Raw genomic sequence first — 17,998 nt, 5'->3', positions numbered from 1 at the left:
TTCGATTGGTGCTCTTGATATATGATGTAGAAAATTAAAATTATGACGTACAAAACACATGAATATGTATGACAAAAAGTTTAAGAATCCTTGTATGTATAGCGTTTTACGTTATATACTTGTACACACATCGAATTTTTCTTTATGCAAAAATGATGTTTTACAACGAGAGGTGATTGTATGAGTGATAAAGAGCTATCGACTGAAATGGGAGTAGAAAAGGAGAACATGGATGCTGTTCAAAGTGCTAAAGAAAAAAGTGCTAGAGAAAAAACAGATTCAAAGAAGACAAAGGAGGAAAGAGAAAGCCTTCGTCTTCTAAAGGAAGATAAGGGCTTTATTAAATATTGGGCTGAAGTTTTTGATATGAATAAAACCGAACTGATGATGAGATCGGTTCGGCACTATGTAGCCTGGAGAAATCAAGATTTCGATTTACCGACTGCGGAGATGCAGCGGCTTAATCAACTAATAGATGCAATGAACAATATGGTGTCGAGTAACGAGAGACTAGCCAATACTGTGACAAATGGTTTTGATTCAATGATGGGGATTATGCGTGGCGAAAATTATCTCCTTGAAACGGAAGATGGAGATCTGTCTGAGGAAGAGAGGTATCGATACTGATGACAGGTTTTGGATTTGATTTAAACCGTGAGCTGGCATCAATGCGTGGTTCGGCTAATACACCTAGTCCCGAAATAAGGGAGGAACCAACGCAATTAAAAGAGCCGGTTAATGAAGCACCAATACACCTTCCTCAAGGAAATGGGGGTGAACCATCGGTTCCTGACAATAGTGAGTCACCTGCCCAGTCTCCTCTGCGTGAGCCTGTGATTCCTTCTGTGGTCTTGAAAGAACCCGTAGCAACGGAACCGATAACAACTACGTCATATGCTGATGATTCTGGATTAGAAGTGAAGCAATCGTACGAAGAGAATTTGGGTGGATCGGAAGGCTTAACTGAAAAAGTATACAGTCAGATGATTAATTGGAAGAAGTTTATAACGTTGCCTGGAGTCTTTGAACATGTGGGTGGGGATCGACCTGTAGTTCTTCATCCGAATATCAAAAGAGTACAAGTGTCTGGACTACCTGAACCGATGGTATCTGTTATTCAAGAACGACTCAAAAAAAGACATTTAGGGGCTGTAATTGATTTTCCTTGGGGTACATATCGAATTGAAGCAACGAATAAGGTGTTTACTACGAAAACGTCGTTAATTCGCTATTTTCTATTTGATTCTCTTCGTGACGAAGAAGGTACGCATGTGCAGTACGCAAGACAATGGTTTGCGCTACAGTATCCCACGGGATTTTACCCGGATTTTAAACCTAAAAGTATGAACCCAAGTAGCGATGAACTTGATATTTATGCGCTGCTGGCTGTTGCTCAATCGTCAGAACCACAACGGTCTACTGTAGGTAACAGACATAATGGACTGGATGTTGAAGCGATGGAGCGTCTGCAGATGCTAAGCACGAATGTTGATCGAGTACTGAGTAAATTGACGGAGCAAGACCAGATGATGAAAAAGAATTCCGATCACAACAATATGATTCAAACGATTATGTTGCTCGATCGAATGGGATTGCTGAAGGGTGGGATCCCCCGAGATATGGGTGAATTTATTCGGGTATTAGAACAAAATCGAGAAGTTATCAATCAGACAACGAGTTCGGTAACAAACCACATGGAAGCGGAGCAAGAACGAAACAAAACGTTAATGAGAGAAGAGCGTATGCGGCAGTTTCAGAACAGAAATCGATGATGAAGGGATGAAATAACGAATGACCTATTTGTTGCTTGCTGAAAAGCCAAGTGCGGCTAATAACTTTGCAAAAGCACTGGGCGGGATGACAGGAACGTTTAATGGTAAGCCCTATAAAGTACAAACGCTGTATGGCCACATGCTTGAATTCGTTGAACCTCACGAAATGGTTCGTGGAGATGAGGCAAAAGAACGATTTAAGCTTTGGACTGGAAATGCTATGCCGTGGGATCCAAAGGAATTAACATGGAAAAAGCAAGCTCAGGTCACAACGAATGCGGTAGGTAAAAAGTCGTCTAAAGCTAAAGCGATAGCTGACGTGGCAGCAGCCGCAAAAGGAGTTAGTGCGATCGTTATCGCAACCGATAAAGATCCTTCAGGTGAAGGGCAGCTTATCGGATGGGAAGTGATTCAAGCGATTGGTTGGAAGGGGCCGGTAAAGCGATTGTATTTCATCGATGAATCCGAGAAAGAGCTCCAAAAAGGATTCACGAATATACAGGATTTGCCTTCCTATGATAAGGACGGTGAATATGTAAAAGCGAATTTAAGGAGCCGGTGGGATTATCTGAGTTTACAGCTTACGCGTCTATCTACGGATGCAGCACGGATCCACGGATACCGAGTTGTTGTTCGTCAAGGTCGTTTAAAATCTGTAATGACGAAGCTTGTTGCCGATCAGATCAACCTGGTGAAAGCTTACAAGAAAAAGCCGTTTTATGAAGTGAAATATAAAGATGATAAGGATAATGTCTATTCGCGCGTATTTGACGAAGATCGTGATCGTTTCCGTTTTGCAAGCAAGGGTGAGGCCGAAGCGGATGCCAGAAAATATGGTCCTTCAAAAGTCGTACAAGATAGTGTGACCAAAAAAGAAACGGCACCAGGTAAGCTGCTTGACCTGGGGGGACTAGCATCCATTTTGGGTGCTCAAGGGTTTAAACCTAAGGAAGTCCTAGCGACATATCAAAAGATGTACGAAGCTAAAATTGTTAGTTATCCAAGAACAGAAGATAAGTTTATATCTGTTGAACAATTTAAAGAAATGCTACCACTTGTTCCTAAAATTGCAGCGGTTGTAGGGGCAGATATGAAGCATTTGACGTATCGCAGCATGAGGAAAACGCATGTCAAAGATGGTGGAGCTCACGGAGCTAACCGTCCTGGGTTAAAGGTACCTTCAGCTTTAAAGGATCTCAAGGATTATGGGCCGAGTGCTATGGCCATTTATGAAACGTTAGCCAAGAACTTTCTAGCCATGTTTGGTGAGAATTACGTCTACAATTCGATAAAGGGTCACATCGAAAGATATCCTGAGTTTACTACAATAATTAATGTACCGATTTCTCTTGGATTTAAAGCGATTTTTGATGCTGACAAAGAAACTGCGGATGACGATAAGGGAAATGATCCAGTTAGTTCAGGGTTAGGCCGGTCTGCAAATCAGTTTGTGTTTGAGGGCGTGAATAAAAAGCCCCCGCATCCAACGCATAAGTGGCTGGAAAAACAATTGAGTCGCTATGAAGTAGGGACGGGTGCTACGCGGGTTAGTACATTGTCTGAAGTAACTACAGGGAAGACAGCTCTTCTTACCGATTCAAGAGGTAAACTTAACCTGACTACCATTGGAGAGATTGCAGCCGTGATGTTAGAAGGCTCTTTGATCGGGGATCCGGCGGTAACGGAAAAATTGTTCAAGGCGATGAAGGATGCTGGCCAGTTTAAGGTAACGCCAGAGACTGTGCTACATACAGCAACACAGTTAATTAAGCACGACAAAGAAGTATTTTATCGGAATGCCCAGAAGCTTCACAGCAAAGTTGGGGAGCCTGAACCTATCGTTGAAAAAGAAAAAGTGGATGGACTGTATGTCCCGACCGGAGAAAAAATAAGTTTTAATAAAGAATGGAACGGGTATGTGTTCTCGGATCAAGAAGTGCAAAAATTATTGCAGGGCGAAGTGATTACGATCGAAGGTAAGAATCCCACTTCGGGAGTTCCTTTCCGGAACGAAGGAAAGCTTGATAAAAGTAAGTTTAAGGGACATACTTTTTGGGGGTTTAAGCGTCTAGATGCCGATGCATATACAGCGAAAACGGCTCCGTTTCCAACGGAATGGTCGGGACATAAGTTTACGTCAGAGGAACAAGTGCGGCTCCGCGCTGGTGAGAAAATTAAAATAAAAGCAATTAGTAAATCAAAAAAAACGTATGAAGTTGAAATTACGTTTGAAGTTGAAAAGTATAAAGGGACTAGCTCTTGGAAGATCAAGCCTCATTTCGAGGAGCGAGCAAACTATGCTAAACCGAAAAGTACAAGGAAATCGCGATCATAGTGCTACACGGTAATGGTACCTCTCGTAATGGAAGCTAGTAAAGAAACGACCTACTCGAGTAATCGGGTAGGTCGTTTTTAATGTATTTCTATATTTTTTTCATTCGTTTTCCGTGAATCATCCATCGCTCAGATGCAAGTAAGCAAAGTTGCTCTTTAAAAATAAGGGGACTGCTTGGAGATTCATCTTCTATTGTCTTTTGGTACAAGACAAACCACCTATGATATGTACGATATAGCAGTTCTAGTGGGATCATGTCCCAATTGTATGACTGTTCGAAGCTATTCCAAAAGTCGGAAATGATATTATCGTTCTGTTTGTTTCTCGCCGGGATTGGGAGGTTTATTTCTGGTGCTGAAAGTCGAATATGACGGGTGACATTTGGTGTATCTAGTATTCTATGTGTTGGTGTAATTAAGAGAATCATGTTATTTATAAATTCTTTGTCAGTCAAATATTCACCGATCCGCTGTGATGTGTTATTCCAGATACCGTCATGCCCTTCGATTTGGATCCCTAAAGCGTCCTTTTCTGCGGGGAGAGGCATTCGTTTAATACAAAATACATGCATCAGTGTTGCAGCTATCTCTTCAAAAGAAAGCTTGGTTGGAGATCGTCCTCTTCGGAATATAGGATCAATATACTGGCGGTGTTCCATTTTTGTATCGAGCAGGGATGACCCCCATTGGCTTAAAAACGAAGATGTAACTAGATCTGGCTTGGGGGTTTGCTCGAAACACATTTGCAACCAGGTAGGTACACCGGAAGCGATTTGTGTTCCGTTCATGTTGTGATTCCTCCTAGAGATTGTATAGCTTTTTGACGTGGTGTTACTTAATAAGTTTGAATCTAATAGCTATTCTGGTTGTTGATTATATCACGAAAATAGTATTAATGAACTATAAAAAATATAAAAACCTCTGTACATACAGGATAATATAATGAGATTTTAAATATTTTAAGATTAATATTGTAGAAGTATGTATCTTAATGAATATTGATGCTGATGGAATGTCGTGTGGATTTGCATTACCGTAACCTTGTATTTTGTAAGATCATTCTTGATTTAAGGCGCATGATCTATTGAAAATTCATGAGGGATAAGGGAGAGGATGTATCACAATTAAATTAGCGTTATTTTACCGTTTCGAGTGATCCATTTTGTTGAGAGTTCACATTGAAAATTCAAGTAAATATGATGATTAAAATTTGTGAATTTGTTTAACAAAAGGTAACCATAATATTGATGACTCAATGTTTTTGCTATGATATAATATTTGATATGATCAAAGTTTGTAATTGAATTTTGCCTTTGGTCTATCCTTGAAAATTTCATGAAAAAAGGGGGGGCTGCTGTGGCGAAAAAGAGATTTAAAATCCCTACGACATTAGATGAAACTTACTTCGAAATGGAGTTCAATCTGCAATCGAAGAATGGAGTGGGTATCAATAAGCCAGTATCCGCCAAGATTATTGTATCGGTCTTATTTTTTGGATTTGCGTGGTTTTATCTGGTTTTTCAAACATTCATCGGTAAAGGTGGTATTCCACTAATCATTGGATTTTCAATGGCCTGGGGGATATTGTCTATGTTGCTGATTAAGTCGGACAAGACGAACCGGATGGGACTTGAATTAACACTTTCAATGCTAAATTACTTGCCTAAAAGTGGACGATACGTACCAGTGAGGATGAATGATTCCGTATATCGGGTTCAAGAGCTGCTCAACATCAGGGATGTAGATCCTGAGGATGGAATGATTCATTATTTAGATGGGCAAATTGGCCATGCCTATCATGTTGTAGGTTCAGCCTCTGCGTTGATGTTTGAACAAGATCAACATAGAGTTCTCGATAAAGTGGATGGTTTTTATCGAAAGCTACCGGTGGGTGTTGAAGTCATATACGACACAGTGATGGAAGGACATGTGGTAGATGAACAATTGCAAGCAGTGGCTGAAACCAAATCCAATTTAAATATTCAATCTAAGGGCCTAATTGCACTATTAGATGAACAGCATGACATCTTGAAATATGCGATCAATGACCAACAAGGTTTGACATCATTGCATCAATATTTAATTGTTCGCGCACCGAGTGAAGCGGCTTTGTCGGAATTTGAAAACCTGTTAATCGGAGATGTTGAGAATGATGGGCTGATGTTTAGGCTTGCAAAAACACTCAGCTATGAAGAATTAGAACGATATTTCGGTTCTATTATCAAGGCTGCCCATTAGTGAGTGGGCAATGAAATAGCGCATGGAAGGGGAAAGTGCTCATATGAGCAATGCACCAGCGAGAGGATTAAATAGTGTCATGAATAAGATGAAAAGGAAGGAGCGTGAGAAACAGGGCAATAAAAATAGTAAATCGTTGATCCGCGATTTTCCCTTCTTTAAGGCGATTAAACCGAAATCAAAGTTTATTTTTAAATCTGACTATTTTCAGATCGATAATGCTTATGCATCCATTCTCACGATTTTTCATCAGAAAGGTGCAGACGATGCTCTTAGTTATTTTTGGGGTGTTCATCTCATTCCTCGGAATCTCGGAAAGGATGTTAGTGTAAGAAGATTTGAACATGTTGGTCGTATGAGTGAATCTTGGATTGCGCAGCATCAAGGACGTGCAGAAAACCTATACAATAACCAAGCTGGGGAAACAAAAAAGAGTGGGTCACTCACATCGAAGCAAAAACTCAGTAAACGTCAGCAACAGCTTGTCGAAGTAGCTACGGATCTAATGAACGGATCTAGTTATCTTCGGGTGGCATTTCGTCTTATGGTGAAAGCTCCAACGCTTGAAAAACTGGACGAAGCAATCAATAAAATCAATCGGCAGTATAAAGATCGCTTTGATACAGTTTCTGCTGCTGCATACACTGGAGAGCAAAAACGAGAGTTATCGAACCTGTTTGGTAAAGTCGAAAACAAGATGGGTCGTAACTTTATGTTCACATCAAGTGAGTTTGCTGGCAACTATAGCTTAGTCACGCGGGGGATTGAAGATCCCCAAGGTGAATACGTTGGTCAGATGGAAGGCGATGTGAATAACTCAGCGGTGATTTTAGATATTGATAGATATGACTCCCATGTTGTTATTGCTGGTAAAGCAGAAGCGCAGACACTATCAGGGTGGGACTTTAGAGGACAACGAGGCGTTGACGTATGGGGAGCAAAGCTAGGAATGAGTGCTCTTGTGCGAAACAAACGTGTTATCCACTTAGTGTTAAATGGAGCCAAGATATCTAGTTTAGGTGTAGATCTCTCTGATATTACATCAAACGTCGATATGACCCGAGGGGACATCAATCCCTTTGAATTATTTGGATCCTATGAAGATGAACTGAGTGTGTATGCAGCACATCTCGTAAAAATGAGTCTAATGGTTCAAATGCTTTATAAGATGCCTGAAGGGCAGGAGGCTCGTTTTAAGGGTGAGTTGAATAATCTACTAAATGAATTTTATGTAGACAAACGAATGTGGTCGAGAAATGCGATGGAAAACCGAGATAAACTTCGGTTGGTTGGTATTTCGCATGATGAAGTGCCGATGCTTCCTGAGTTTTTGTCGTATTTGACTTCAGGTTATCAAGGTGAAGTGTATGCCGATAAATCGGATCCGGCTGTAAGAGAAGCCTATGGATTTCTCAAAACTGCATTCCGTGACATGCTAGATACGCATGCAGACTTATTTAATAAAACGACTTCGACGATTATAGATCGGGCTGCCGTGTCTAATCGAGTGGTGTATGATTTTAGCTCTCTATTAAAGAGAGGTCGAGGCGTAATGATGGCTCAATTTGTGAATGCACTAAGCTTTGCAGTGGGGAATCTCTCTTCAGGTGACGTTGTTCTTTTACATGGTGTCGATCAAATGGATGATAACGTAAAGGAATACGTGAAAGAGCAATTTCGACAACTAAATGATAATGGTGTTCGTGTCGTATATATCTACGGATCGATCGACGCCATGATTGAGGATCGTAATTTTAATGCATTTGACACTGCAGATTATACATTGCTTGGTGGAATGTCAAAATCCACGATTAATGCGTATGAAACGGCATTAAAACACGAAGTAACAAGTGACCTTAAAGTCTTATTAGAACATAAAGAAAAACATCGGTATTATTTACGCCGGGACTTCGCCAACATTGTGTTCGCAAATGATATTCAAATGGGTTTTCAGTAAAACTTAGCTTGAGCTTATGATCAGCGTGTAAGTTGAAATTGCTCCATATACAAATGAAAGAAAGGGGGCAAAGCAGATTGAGGCAAATGATAGTAAGAACTTTAGAGCGAACGGCTGTACGTGTAGCGCTTTTGGGCGTTATGGGCCTTTCGCTTTTTCTAGCGATTTTTATTCCTGTAAGTAATGTGTTCGCCGCCAATGACGGTGTTTCTGATCTATCCTTATATCAACGAGGCAGCGAGTTGACACGGGAATTCGGAACCGCACTTGCGCCAGGTTCTCAAATCCGGAACATGTACATGTTGGAAGCCACCAACAGTTCGGATCTTTTACCAGCAGGTAATGCCGGGGGCTTACTCGGTTATGCCGAAATTCTTTCAGATGACACTGGCATAAAAGGGTGGCTGATGAGTGCTTTCACTACAGCTTCAGCGACGATTACATACGATCAATTGATGAACGTCGTAGATAACGGCGGGGGTTCAATTTATCACGCAGGATTAAATAATCCGTTCTTTCAATACGCCGGTTATGGTGACGTGTTAACAGAAATGGGTCTAATTACGACGGTTCGACCGGGTCTTGAATCAATGGGAAGATTTTTAGCATCTGGACTCACGTTGCTGGTGTATCTTCTAGCAAATGCTGCACCGTTTTTGTTTCGTGCTGCTTTAATGCTTTTGAGTGCATTGAACCCATTTAAGCTATTTGAAACAGTAATTAATGGGACAGCAAGTGCTGATTTAGGAATCTTATCAGGTGCTGCAGAGTACGTCGGTTCCATTTATGAGACGATTCAAAATTTCTCAATTTATTTCTTGTTCCCTCTACTTTTAGCTCTAACTGCTTTTAGCGTGTTGGTGTTCAACCAAAGAGGAGCGGTGATGAAAAAGTTCGGCCGCTATGCTGTGCGTGTATTTATGCTATTTGCGGGTTTGCCTTTAATTGGTGCCACCTATACAGGTGTGGTGGAAGATTTAAATAGCAAAGTTGCAGTAGGCTCCGAATATGCCGATTATTTAGTTTTGTCCTCTTATGTGGATTTTGAAAACTGGGTGAAGTATTCGCGTCTCGCTCCACCTGAACAAAGTAAGATTCATAATCCACGCTATGAAGAGGATGAGCGCAGAACGTTGAGTAACCGTAAACTAATCTTGGAAATCAACGGAACGCGAGCAGCTAATACAAGAGCAGAAGAATTGAAAAATAGATACGCAGGAACTTCAAACATAAGTGAGATTTTTAAAGAAGGTGGAAATCGAACAGATGTCGATGCACCTCCTTCAACACCACCGGGCGTGCCCCCGGGTGGTTCGGGATCTTCATCCCCGAGTGATTCTAACCAGGGATCATTTTCAAAAGTGTTTAGTGTATTAAGCCGTCATATGAATAGTGCACTGTATTCAGGAAGTGATTATGACGGTGAAGTTGCAGGACAAATTCAAAGGATGAGAGCTTCAAGTCCATCTGAAGTAAACGATCAAGAAATCGCGCATATGTATTCACTCTCTGCTAGTGACAGTCGTACATGGAGCTCAAAGCTTAATCCATGGAACAATGATCCAAAATGGATGGAACCAATTCATTGGAACGGTGAAGACAACAAAGTTGAAAGTAGCGCAAAGGGGCTTTTCACAGCAGGACCAGCTTTAAATCGTTTGTATCAGTTTGGTATCTACTCTTACAACATCTATAATGCTGGGAATTTACAATACAGTGCGGATAAAGGGTACCATGTGCCAGGTATGCCATCTATCGTAACCAAGAAAATTGCTCCTATTGGTAGTGATGAATTGAGCACGGTAGGCGGCCTTTCCCCGATTGCTATGTATAACTTTTTAAATACTACGTTCTCCAATACCGGATTAACTGTATATTCACCTTCTAAGTCAGCAAGTGACTTATCTCGTGACTCCTATGCTGCTGTTGCATTTGGTGGTTCTGGTATGTCTTCATTTACGCGATGGACAGAGAACATAACAGTCATGCTTAGCTTGGCCATTCTTTCAATTATGTATGGTATTGCTATGATTCGAGTTGCTATTAAAAATATTCCTCGTATTCTTTCTGGTGTGTTTGGCACTGCACTCGGTTCGATCGCTTTTATCACAAAGCTACTCATTTCTGTTGCAGTACTGATCGCACAGATTATAGGTATGATCTTTTTCTATATTCTTAGTGAGAATTTGATTATGACCATCATGCTTAATTTCAATGATGTGATTGATGTTGGAGGGGAATTTTTAGGTTCAGGTTTGGTATTTGACTTTGTTGGAAGCTTCCTTACTGTAGCGATTACCTTAGGTGTAACGATCTTCATGATCCGAAATAAAACAGTATTTAATGAATTGATGGAAGAAGTCGTATCTGGTGGGATTAATCGTCTGATGGGCGCTCTCGATACTGGAACGGGTGGTAAGGGTCTCGACGTGGGGAAAATGACGGATGGCCGTATCGGTGCAGATGGAAAACTCACGCAAGGTGCCAAAGCTGCAGATGCTGGAGGATTACTAGGAGGAGCGGCAGGCATTTTGAATGCAGCTCATGGTATAGAGTCCAGAAAAGAGCAACTCGGACAAGAGCTTAATAAAAAAGGCGGCTCGTTTAAGGATAAAGTCAAAGCACGGATGGACACAGCGAAAGATTTAGCTACTGCGAAGGGCAAGGACATTGCAAAGGGTGCGCTCGGAATAGATGGTCAATCCTATGCAAGGGAAATGCAAGCTAAGGAAGCTGGAATTAACGCGCTGCCGTATAGCAAGCTTGCTCAAGATGAATTTGATAATGCTCGTAAGGGTCAGGCGGATTCTAGTTCACCAGATACCACGAGTAGCGGTCAAAAAATCGATGAAAACGGCGAGGTTATAAAAGATGCAGATGGTAACGCCGTGGATGCTGCAGGAAAACCTATCAGTTCGTCGTCTCCTCTAGATTCAATAGGCGCTAGAGCGATGGTGGCAGACGATGGTTCACTTCTTGATCAAAACGGAAGTGCGTATCGAGATGAGGCGGGTAATGCGTTCCATCAGAATGAAAAAGGTCAACTTGTTGATCAAAATGGTGCATTCGTTGAAGTCGGTAAAGATGGAATATTGACACCTGTAGCGGATACTCCTAATGGTAAAGGTAAGCCTGTATCTGCTACGAAGGCAGCTAAGAAACTGGATAGCATGCGATTCGACGCCGATAAGTTTGCCGCTATGAAAGCGGAACAGGATGCCACGCATTATGGTATGGACAAAGACGGGAATGTCGTGGGTAGCGACGGAGAATCATTACGAGCTCGCTCAGGTAACAGTACAGTACCGCTCGGTCTGGATGAGAAGGGTTTTGTAACGGATAAGAACGGTAATCGTGTAAATGCCGCTTCGGTTGTTGGAGCAGTGGATGGCCGTGCATTTGAAGAAGTCGTTGATTCTGAATCTGGAGAAACACAGCTACGCCACAAAGGTGACGCAGCGATCAAACCAAATGCAACAATCCCTGGAAAAGAAACTACTGGAGATCCTAACTTGACGATGCTTGCAAAGCAATCTAATCGTGCTAACGAGATTGCGAATCGAGCAAAAGCTCGCGTCGATGAACTTAAATCAAAAGGGGCTTCTCCATATGCTGTAATGCAAGCAGAGCGGTTTGCTAAAAAATCTAGTAATGATGCAAAAGCGGCACAAGGTGCATTCAACAAAGCGATGGAAGTTAGCATGTCACCTGCATCAGCACAGGCCGCTTTGACGGCACCTGTAGCACCTGTTACAAAGGATCATGTAGCAAGCGCATCACGCTATTTAAAAGAAGCACAATCTTCCTTACAACAGGAAGTCGATGCACTCAGTAATTTACAAACCCAGGGCGCTCCTGTGAAGGATATTACACGCCAGCGTGGTCGAATTGATGAACAGCGACAAGCGGTTCAAAAGGCTATGGTAGCGGAGCGTGATATGCAAAAGGCTCAAGAAGTTGGACGTTCATATGGCGAAGTGAGCAGCGCGAGAAACAGAGTAGATAAAGCATCGAAGTTCTTTATGAATGCTCAAGCAGCACATGAGCAAGCTATCGCTTCGAAAGCAGCGCCAGAAGTAATTGCGAAACATGAAGCACGGATTAATAAAGCATCGAAGTACTTGTCGGATTCACAGCGTAATTTTGAACGCGTTTCTAAGGCGCCAAGCGGTACACCTGCACAGATCGATCAAGCCACGGCTAGATTTGAATATGCTCAGGTGCGGCAAAAGCAGGCACAAAATGAAGTGGAGCAACTTATTCGAAATGGAGCTCCAGAGAAAGTGGTTAAAGCAGCTCAGCGTCAACAAGCGAGAGCGAAGAGTGATGCTACCAAAGCGTATAATGAAAAATTAAAAATGACGAGTCCTAATGGTTGGAGCAAGCTTACAGAATCTCCTTCTGTTAAACCGGTAGCAAAAACAACATCAAGTAAAAGCTTCACAGAGCTAGCTACGCAAGGGATTAATAACTATGGTGACTATAGCCGTGAAGTTACAAATCATTCTGCCACGATTAGACAAGGTCAACTGAAGATGAAACAAGCGCAGGAACGTCTAGCATCGCTTCGTGCTGAATCACGTTCACCGCTGCAAATCGATCATGCAAAAGCGGAGATACGTGGACTGCAGACGCAAATTAAATCGTCTCAAGAGAAAATGAGTCATTTGATGGGGCATGCGCACGGTTTACTAAAAACAGGTGATTTCCAGCCTAGTGTCGCAAGTCGTCCGATTCGCAAGGACGGCTCCGCGATCGTCAATCAATTAGTTAATTTGAGTCAGACCCAAGTATTGTATGACCGTCTTAATCATCAAGAGAAATCGGGTACCATTACCCAGGCTGGTCGTAAACAATTTGAATCGCTCGGAAACCGCATATCGTATATGAAACGTGAATTAATAGGATCTGGTATACGTGAAGATGCCTTGAGCACCCGAGCTAAGATTGCGAATAGTACTAAACAATTGCAACAAGCTTGGGATGATTATATTCAGGGTATTAGCATCGATTAATTGGAAACATATGATTTCGTTGAGGGAGGATCTGCAATTTGTTAACTATAGCATACACGTTGTATACCAAATCGTATTGTCTTCCAAAAAGTGCTATGATATAATTATTTCGTTATTAAAAGCATTGACTAGTCAGTGGTTTCAATTAATTTTGTTCGAAAAAATACATTCAGTTTTAACGAAAGAGGGGCACACGGTATTCATGGATATCTTAAATGAGAGCATGCTTAATTTTGATCTTTTGACTGGGGCTTGGGATATAGGGAGTTTTCTGGAAAATGTAACCGCAAAACTGGGAGATTGGAGTAAGTTATTTTTAATGTTGATAGGCTTGATTGCTGTAGTAGTAGCCGTATTTCAAGTCGTTACTGCTCTCTGGTCTGGCGGAAAAAAACAAGTAAACTGGTTTGTGTATGGTGCTTTGTTTATTTTAGGAGGAGCGCTATCTTCAACAACGGGCTATGATTTAATCAAGAATATTGCCGGTGGTGGTCGTCAAACAATCGAAGATCTTGGCGGCGGCGTCAGTCTATGGTTCGAATATTCGAAGTTTTACTTTTTCAAGTAATTTTTGATATTCTCACATAACTTGAGAGAGAGCGGATTAACCGCTCTCTTTTTTTGCTAAAAAGTTAAAGTACCCTCCTAGTCCTGAACTACTAGTTACTCAAATGCCTAATAACGTGATATATTATTAAAGAGTTATCATAAAAACGCTGAATACAAAGTGTTTTTGGGATTTTTTTAAATATTTATACATATAGAAAGGAGTATCAACAGATTGGCAAAAAAATCTTTGCAAGGATTAAGGAATAGAGATTCTGAAGTGGCAGAAGTGGATGTTCCAGAAAGATTAACATTAGTTCAACGTCTAACACAGTGGAGAGACCGTTTTAAATTTGGACCCCATCATCGTATGGAACGTTTTACGATCATGCTTAGTGCGACTCTAGTATTTCTACTTTTGTTTTCAAGTTTGTCGTTTGCAAAAGATCGAGGGAATCTGGCGCAGCAAGTTTCAACACAAGCCAGGTATACACAAAGTTTTGTCTTTTCGTTGTCTGGTCAAAAAATGTTTATCGATGGTGTATTCGGAGATCTAGACCATAAGGATGTTATGGTACTTTTTCGTCTGCAAGATGCAAAAGGGATGTCTGTAGATGCAAGTAATTATCAGTTATTCATAACAGGGTTAGATAAAAGCATGGAGGCAGAAGCCAAAACGACATTATCGATGTTTGGTTCAACGGGTTATGGAATTATTCGTTTTCAGAATAGTGAGGGTGTACCCAAACGAATTTTGGATGTGACGATTCGTGCGAATGAGCAATTATCGACGAAAGAAGGTACAGGATCAAGCGGAGATAAGAAAAATACCGATGGATCGTTTGCGAAGTATGATCAAGGTCGATTTTATGTTAACCCTGGTGCAGACAATATAACGAAACTGGATTGGTTAGTGCCTGGTGAAAATAATCCAACCAAGTTATATACGGCTTTGGTAGCAGAAGCTAAAGATGAAATCATTCGAGAACAAATTAAGTCACAAACCGTTGAAATGGCGAATCTACTAAACCGGGCAAAAGAGTACACTAACCGCTTGGTGTCCGTTGGATATGAGGCACCTAAAACACCATGGTTTATACAAGGTGATTATGTTGATGAGAACGGCACGTTCGTAGCAGCCAAAAACTTGGCTGGCGCACATCTCATTGATTATACGACGAAGACCATTCGAGATGGCTATATCAAACAGGTAATGGGTGGTTTGTCTGAGTTTGATGGATATATGAAAAAGAAAACAGAATCGACAAGTACGACGGCCGAGAAGAACCAGACGCGTAAAGAGCAGGTCGAGCAGGTAACTACTTTAAACAATGAGGATGGATCGATACTAGATTTGAGATTAGTATCGACGGGAACGAGCCCGTCCTCTCAGGTAGCAGCGAAAGATTCAGCAGAATCGCTACAGCAGACGTGGCGGTCGTATCTGTCTATCAAACAGAAGGTGCAGCGAGATCTGCTCCGTAGTTTGTTAGTACTCGATGCTGATGTGTTGTCTCAAGAACTAGGATTCACACAACAACAAAATGATAACGGTATAACGTACTACTAAGTGAGTTTGCTCAAATGTGTGATTTGATATAAAGCCTGTTGAGCGAAGGAAGTATTCAGCTCAGCAGGCTTTTACTATGGAATAACCATTCATAATCCTACTTCAGGATCAATCCCGATAAATATCGGAGGTATAGAGAGGAGCATCGACATGAGTGCGAACGGAGGAGCAGGGGGAAAGAGGCCATTAAGTGGAGCAGTGTCAAGCAGCAGAGCGCGATCTAGCGGTCAAGGAACTCAGATGAAACAACAAGCTACGGTTACGAATAGCGACAGCGCTCGTGGTGAAGTGCGATCCGATTACGCTAATACCAAATCGAAGCTTGCGGGTGGTGTTCGAACCGGATCTTCATCTGGTGGAAGCAAAGCTTCTGTCGCTTCACCTGCTATAAATCAAGGGGATAAAGCTAGTCAATCAAATCCGTCCAGAGCGGGTAATGTCAACCCTGCTCTCGGTGCTAGGCACAATTCAAGTGAAGGAAATGCTACAAAACAGAATAACGATCACAACAAAGCGGGATCTTCAGGGGTGAATGGTGCTCATCAAGGAAAGGCTGGTTCCTCAGGAGAATTGGCCAACCAAGAGGGACTACGGAATAAAGCAAAAGGTATGACATCGAATGCTACCGGTGTGGATTACAGTGACAAAAGCAAGAAAGATCAGCTTGAACACCAGGCTGCAGATGCCGCTATGGATTTAACGCCAGGACTTGCTCAAGCAAATAGTGTACGAAAAAAGCTGAAAGAGCATAACAGGCGAAAAAATCAGGCTGGCGGCAAAGACGACAGTGTGACGGATAAAGCAGAGGAAGTGGCAGATAAAGCCGTGGATGGTGGAATTAAAGCAACGAAAGCGATAGCCGCTACAGCAGCAGGGGGAAAAGCGGCAGGAGCAGCACTTATAGGTATGATGATGATGAAAATGATGATGATGCTGAAGGGTGTTGTCATGGCAGGCGTCAGTAAGGTTGTTGGCGCTCTAGCTACTGCCTTTAATGCTGTAAGTTCTTTCGTTTCAGGTATTCTAGGTGTTGGTGCCGCTATAGGGAATGCGGTTACGGCAGGTGTGGTTGCAGTTACGGTGACGACTACAAGTGTTCTCGGTTATGGTGTTGTTGGTGATCTAACCTTGAAAGATGATTCCATCTCTAATTGCGTACCGAATCGAACAATTGTAAGGCAGGGTTCACAGGATTATTTGTTAAACGGTGAGCTGGAAGTTATTCGTGAGGCGAATGCCGTGAAGGTTTGGTCCGTATATGAGCGCATCGGCGGTTCGAAAGAACAGACAGCAGCCGTACTTGGAAATTTACAGCATGAAAGCGGACTTGATCCCACCGGAGTCGAGACGATATATAATGAGCCATTCCAGATTGGCCCTCGTAAGCAAACTGCTATGGGAGTGGGATTTAACGTAAGTAAGATTAATGCCAAATATGCAGCGAAGTACCCTGCAATCAAGTACGTTGGCATTGGTCTGGCTCAATGGACTAATGGCCGTAATAATTTGTTAGTCAAATATGCACAGTCACATAGTTCAAACTGGTATGACTTTGATACGCAGATTAAATTTATGTTGGAAGGCGACGATGCCTTGCGTCAGAAGCAGTTAATTGATTTTCTACATACGCCACCTAGTAACGTACAGAAGGAAACAGAGCGGTTTATGAATACATGGATCGGATTGAGTTCTCCAAACAATTCGCTCTCACAACGTCTGAAAAATGCAGCCAATTTTATGTTTGTGTTGGAGAGATCTACGACGGATACAGCGTACGCAGATAGCATATTGAGCGATGTGAATGTAGGCAGATCTGAAGGCAATCGTGCCGTAGCAGCTTATTACCAGGATGACGGTTGTGGAAACCCCATTAAGAGTCATTACGGAAACCAGTCTATTGATGGTACCGGCGAGGTACCGGCAGATTTAGTTTTAGTACCGTGGTCTCGTCAAACACTACCAGCATCCTTACAGGTGTATGCGAAGAATCCGGAGGATGCGGGTCTAGTATGGGGTAGTTCGACCGGATGGGCGAATGGGATTATACCAGACCAATGTGCGGCGTTAGCCCATAGCTACTTTATGCGCTTGTATCCGGATTGGAATCAGGGTGGTAGGCCAACGGATAGACCGTATGGTGATGGTAAAGATGTCGCGGATGGATGGGCTAAACATTATGATCAAGCCGTGTCAGGCATACCAGCTTCAGGAGCAGTGTTTAGTGATGCTACAACTAGCCGGTACGGACACACGGGTGTCGTTCAACATGTTTTTGCGAATGGAGACATTCTAGTCAATGAACAGAACATTCGGGGCGTTAGTGGACGTAATGCACCAGGACTTAGTTATTCATGGAGCTGGCGAGTCATTAAAAAAGATCGCTATGAAAAGGATCATTGGAAATTCTTTAAACCAGCAGACGCTGCACCACAGTGGAGAGAATTAGAAACATACTAAATGATTGATAAAACACTGTGTGTACAGTATAATTTAGAAATTGTTTTCGAGTTATTTATTGTTGATACTATTTTTCGTATTTTATGCAGAAAAAAGTATTGATAATATG

Annotated in this window: 10 protein-coding genes; 9 read left to right on the top strand and 1 reads right to left on the bottom strand. The window is 42.0% G+C overall.

Translation table 11 applies throughout. From position 1 onward, the window contains the following. Window positions 1–180 precede the first annotated feature (180 nt). The 3 genes from ASD24_RS09705 to ASD24_RS09695 are packed head-to-tail and all read left to right on the top strand — an operon-like array spanning window position 181 to window position 4,107. Window positions 181–627: a hypothetical protein gene (locus tag ASD24_RS09705; RefSeq protein ID WP_056694929.1), complete on the top strand. Its 447-nt coding sequence runs from the start codon at window positions 181–183 to the stop codon at window positions 625–627. Then, a complete protein-coding gene (locus ASD24_RS09700; RefSeq protein ID WP_056694927.1) occupies window positions 627–1,772 on the top strand; it encodes a hypothetical protein in 1,146 nt (381 codons plus the stop codon). Before ASD24_RS09705 ends, ASD24_RS09700 begins: the two co-directional genes overlap by 1 nt. 19 nt (window positions 1,773–1,791) lie before the next feature. Continuing rightward, on the top strand, window positions 1,792–4,107 hold the full coding sequence (locus ASD24_RS09695) for a DNA topoisomerase (RefSeq protein WP_056694925.1): 2,316 nt from the start codon (window positions 1,792–1,794) through the stop codon (window positions 4,105–4,107). A gap of 88 nt (window positions 4,108–4,195) precedes the next feature. Here the strand turns inward: ASD24_RS09695 and ASD24_RS09690 are convergent, their stop codons facing one another. After that, window positions 4,196–4,894, bottom strand: coding sequence for a hypothetical protein (locus ASD24_RS09690; RefSeq protein ID WP_056694922.1), 699 nt, complete (start codon window positions 4,892–4,894; stop codon window positions 4,196–4,198). Window positions 4,895–5,441: 547 nt separating this feature from the next. Here ASD24_RS09690 and ASD24_RS09685 point away from each other — a divergent pair. The 6 genes from ASD24_RS09685 (at window position 5,442) to ASD24_RS09660 (ending at window position 17,889) form a co-directional block, all read left to right on the top strand. Next, entirely contained in the window at window positions 5,442–6,344 is a 903-nt protein-coding gene (locus tag ASD24_RS09685) for a hypothetical protein (RefSeq protein ID WP_235540495.1), read from the top strand. A gap of 43 nt (window positions 6,345–6,387) precedes the next feature. Then, window positions 6,388–8,301 (top strand): hypothetical protein, encoded by a 1,914-nt coding sequence (locus tag ASD24_RS09680; RefSeq protein WP_056694918.1) that lies wholly within the window; start codon window positions 6,388–6,390, stop codon window positions 8,299–8,301. A 77-nt stretch (window positions 8,302–8,378) separates the two neighbouring features. Continuing rightward, a complete protein-coding gene (locus ASD24_RS09675; protein ID WP_056694917.1) occupies window positions 8,379–13,316 on the top strand; it encodes a hypothetical protein in 4,938 nt (1,645 codons plus the stop codon). Between the two features lie 202 nt (window positions 13,317–13,518). Continuing rightward, a complete protein-coding gene (locus ASD24_RS09670) occupies window positions 13,519–13,884 on the top strand; it encodes a hypothetical protein (protein WP_156395404.1) in 366 nt (121 codons plus the stop codon). A 213-nt stretch (window positions 13,885–14,097) separates the two neighbouring features. Next, window positions 14,098–15,432 carry a hypothetical protein gene (locus ASD24_RS09665; RefSeq protein ID WP_056694913.1) on the top strand — a complete coding sequence of 445 codons (1,335 nt, stop codon included), beginning with the start codon at window positions 14,098–14,100 and terminating at the stop codon, window positions 15,430–15,432. Between the two features lie 150 nt (window positions 15,433–15,582). Continuing rightward, a complete protein-coding gene (locus ASD24_RS09660; protein WP_056694911.1) occupies window positions 15,583–17,889 on the top strand; it encodes a phage tail tip lysozyme in 2,307 nt (768 codons plus the stop codon). Window positions 17,890–17,998: the final 109 nt, after the last annotated feature.

Origin of the sequence: Paenibacillus sp. Root52 (assembly GCF_001426865.1) — a bacterium.
Lineage (GTDB): Bacteria > Bacillota > Bacilli > Paenibacillales > Paenibacillaceae > Paenibacillus.
This window is presented reverse-complemented; position numbering and strand designations above follow the sequence as displayed.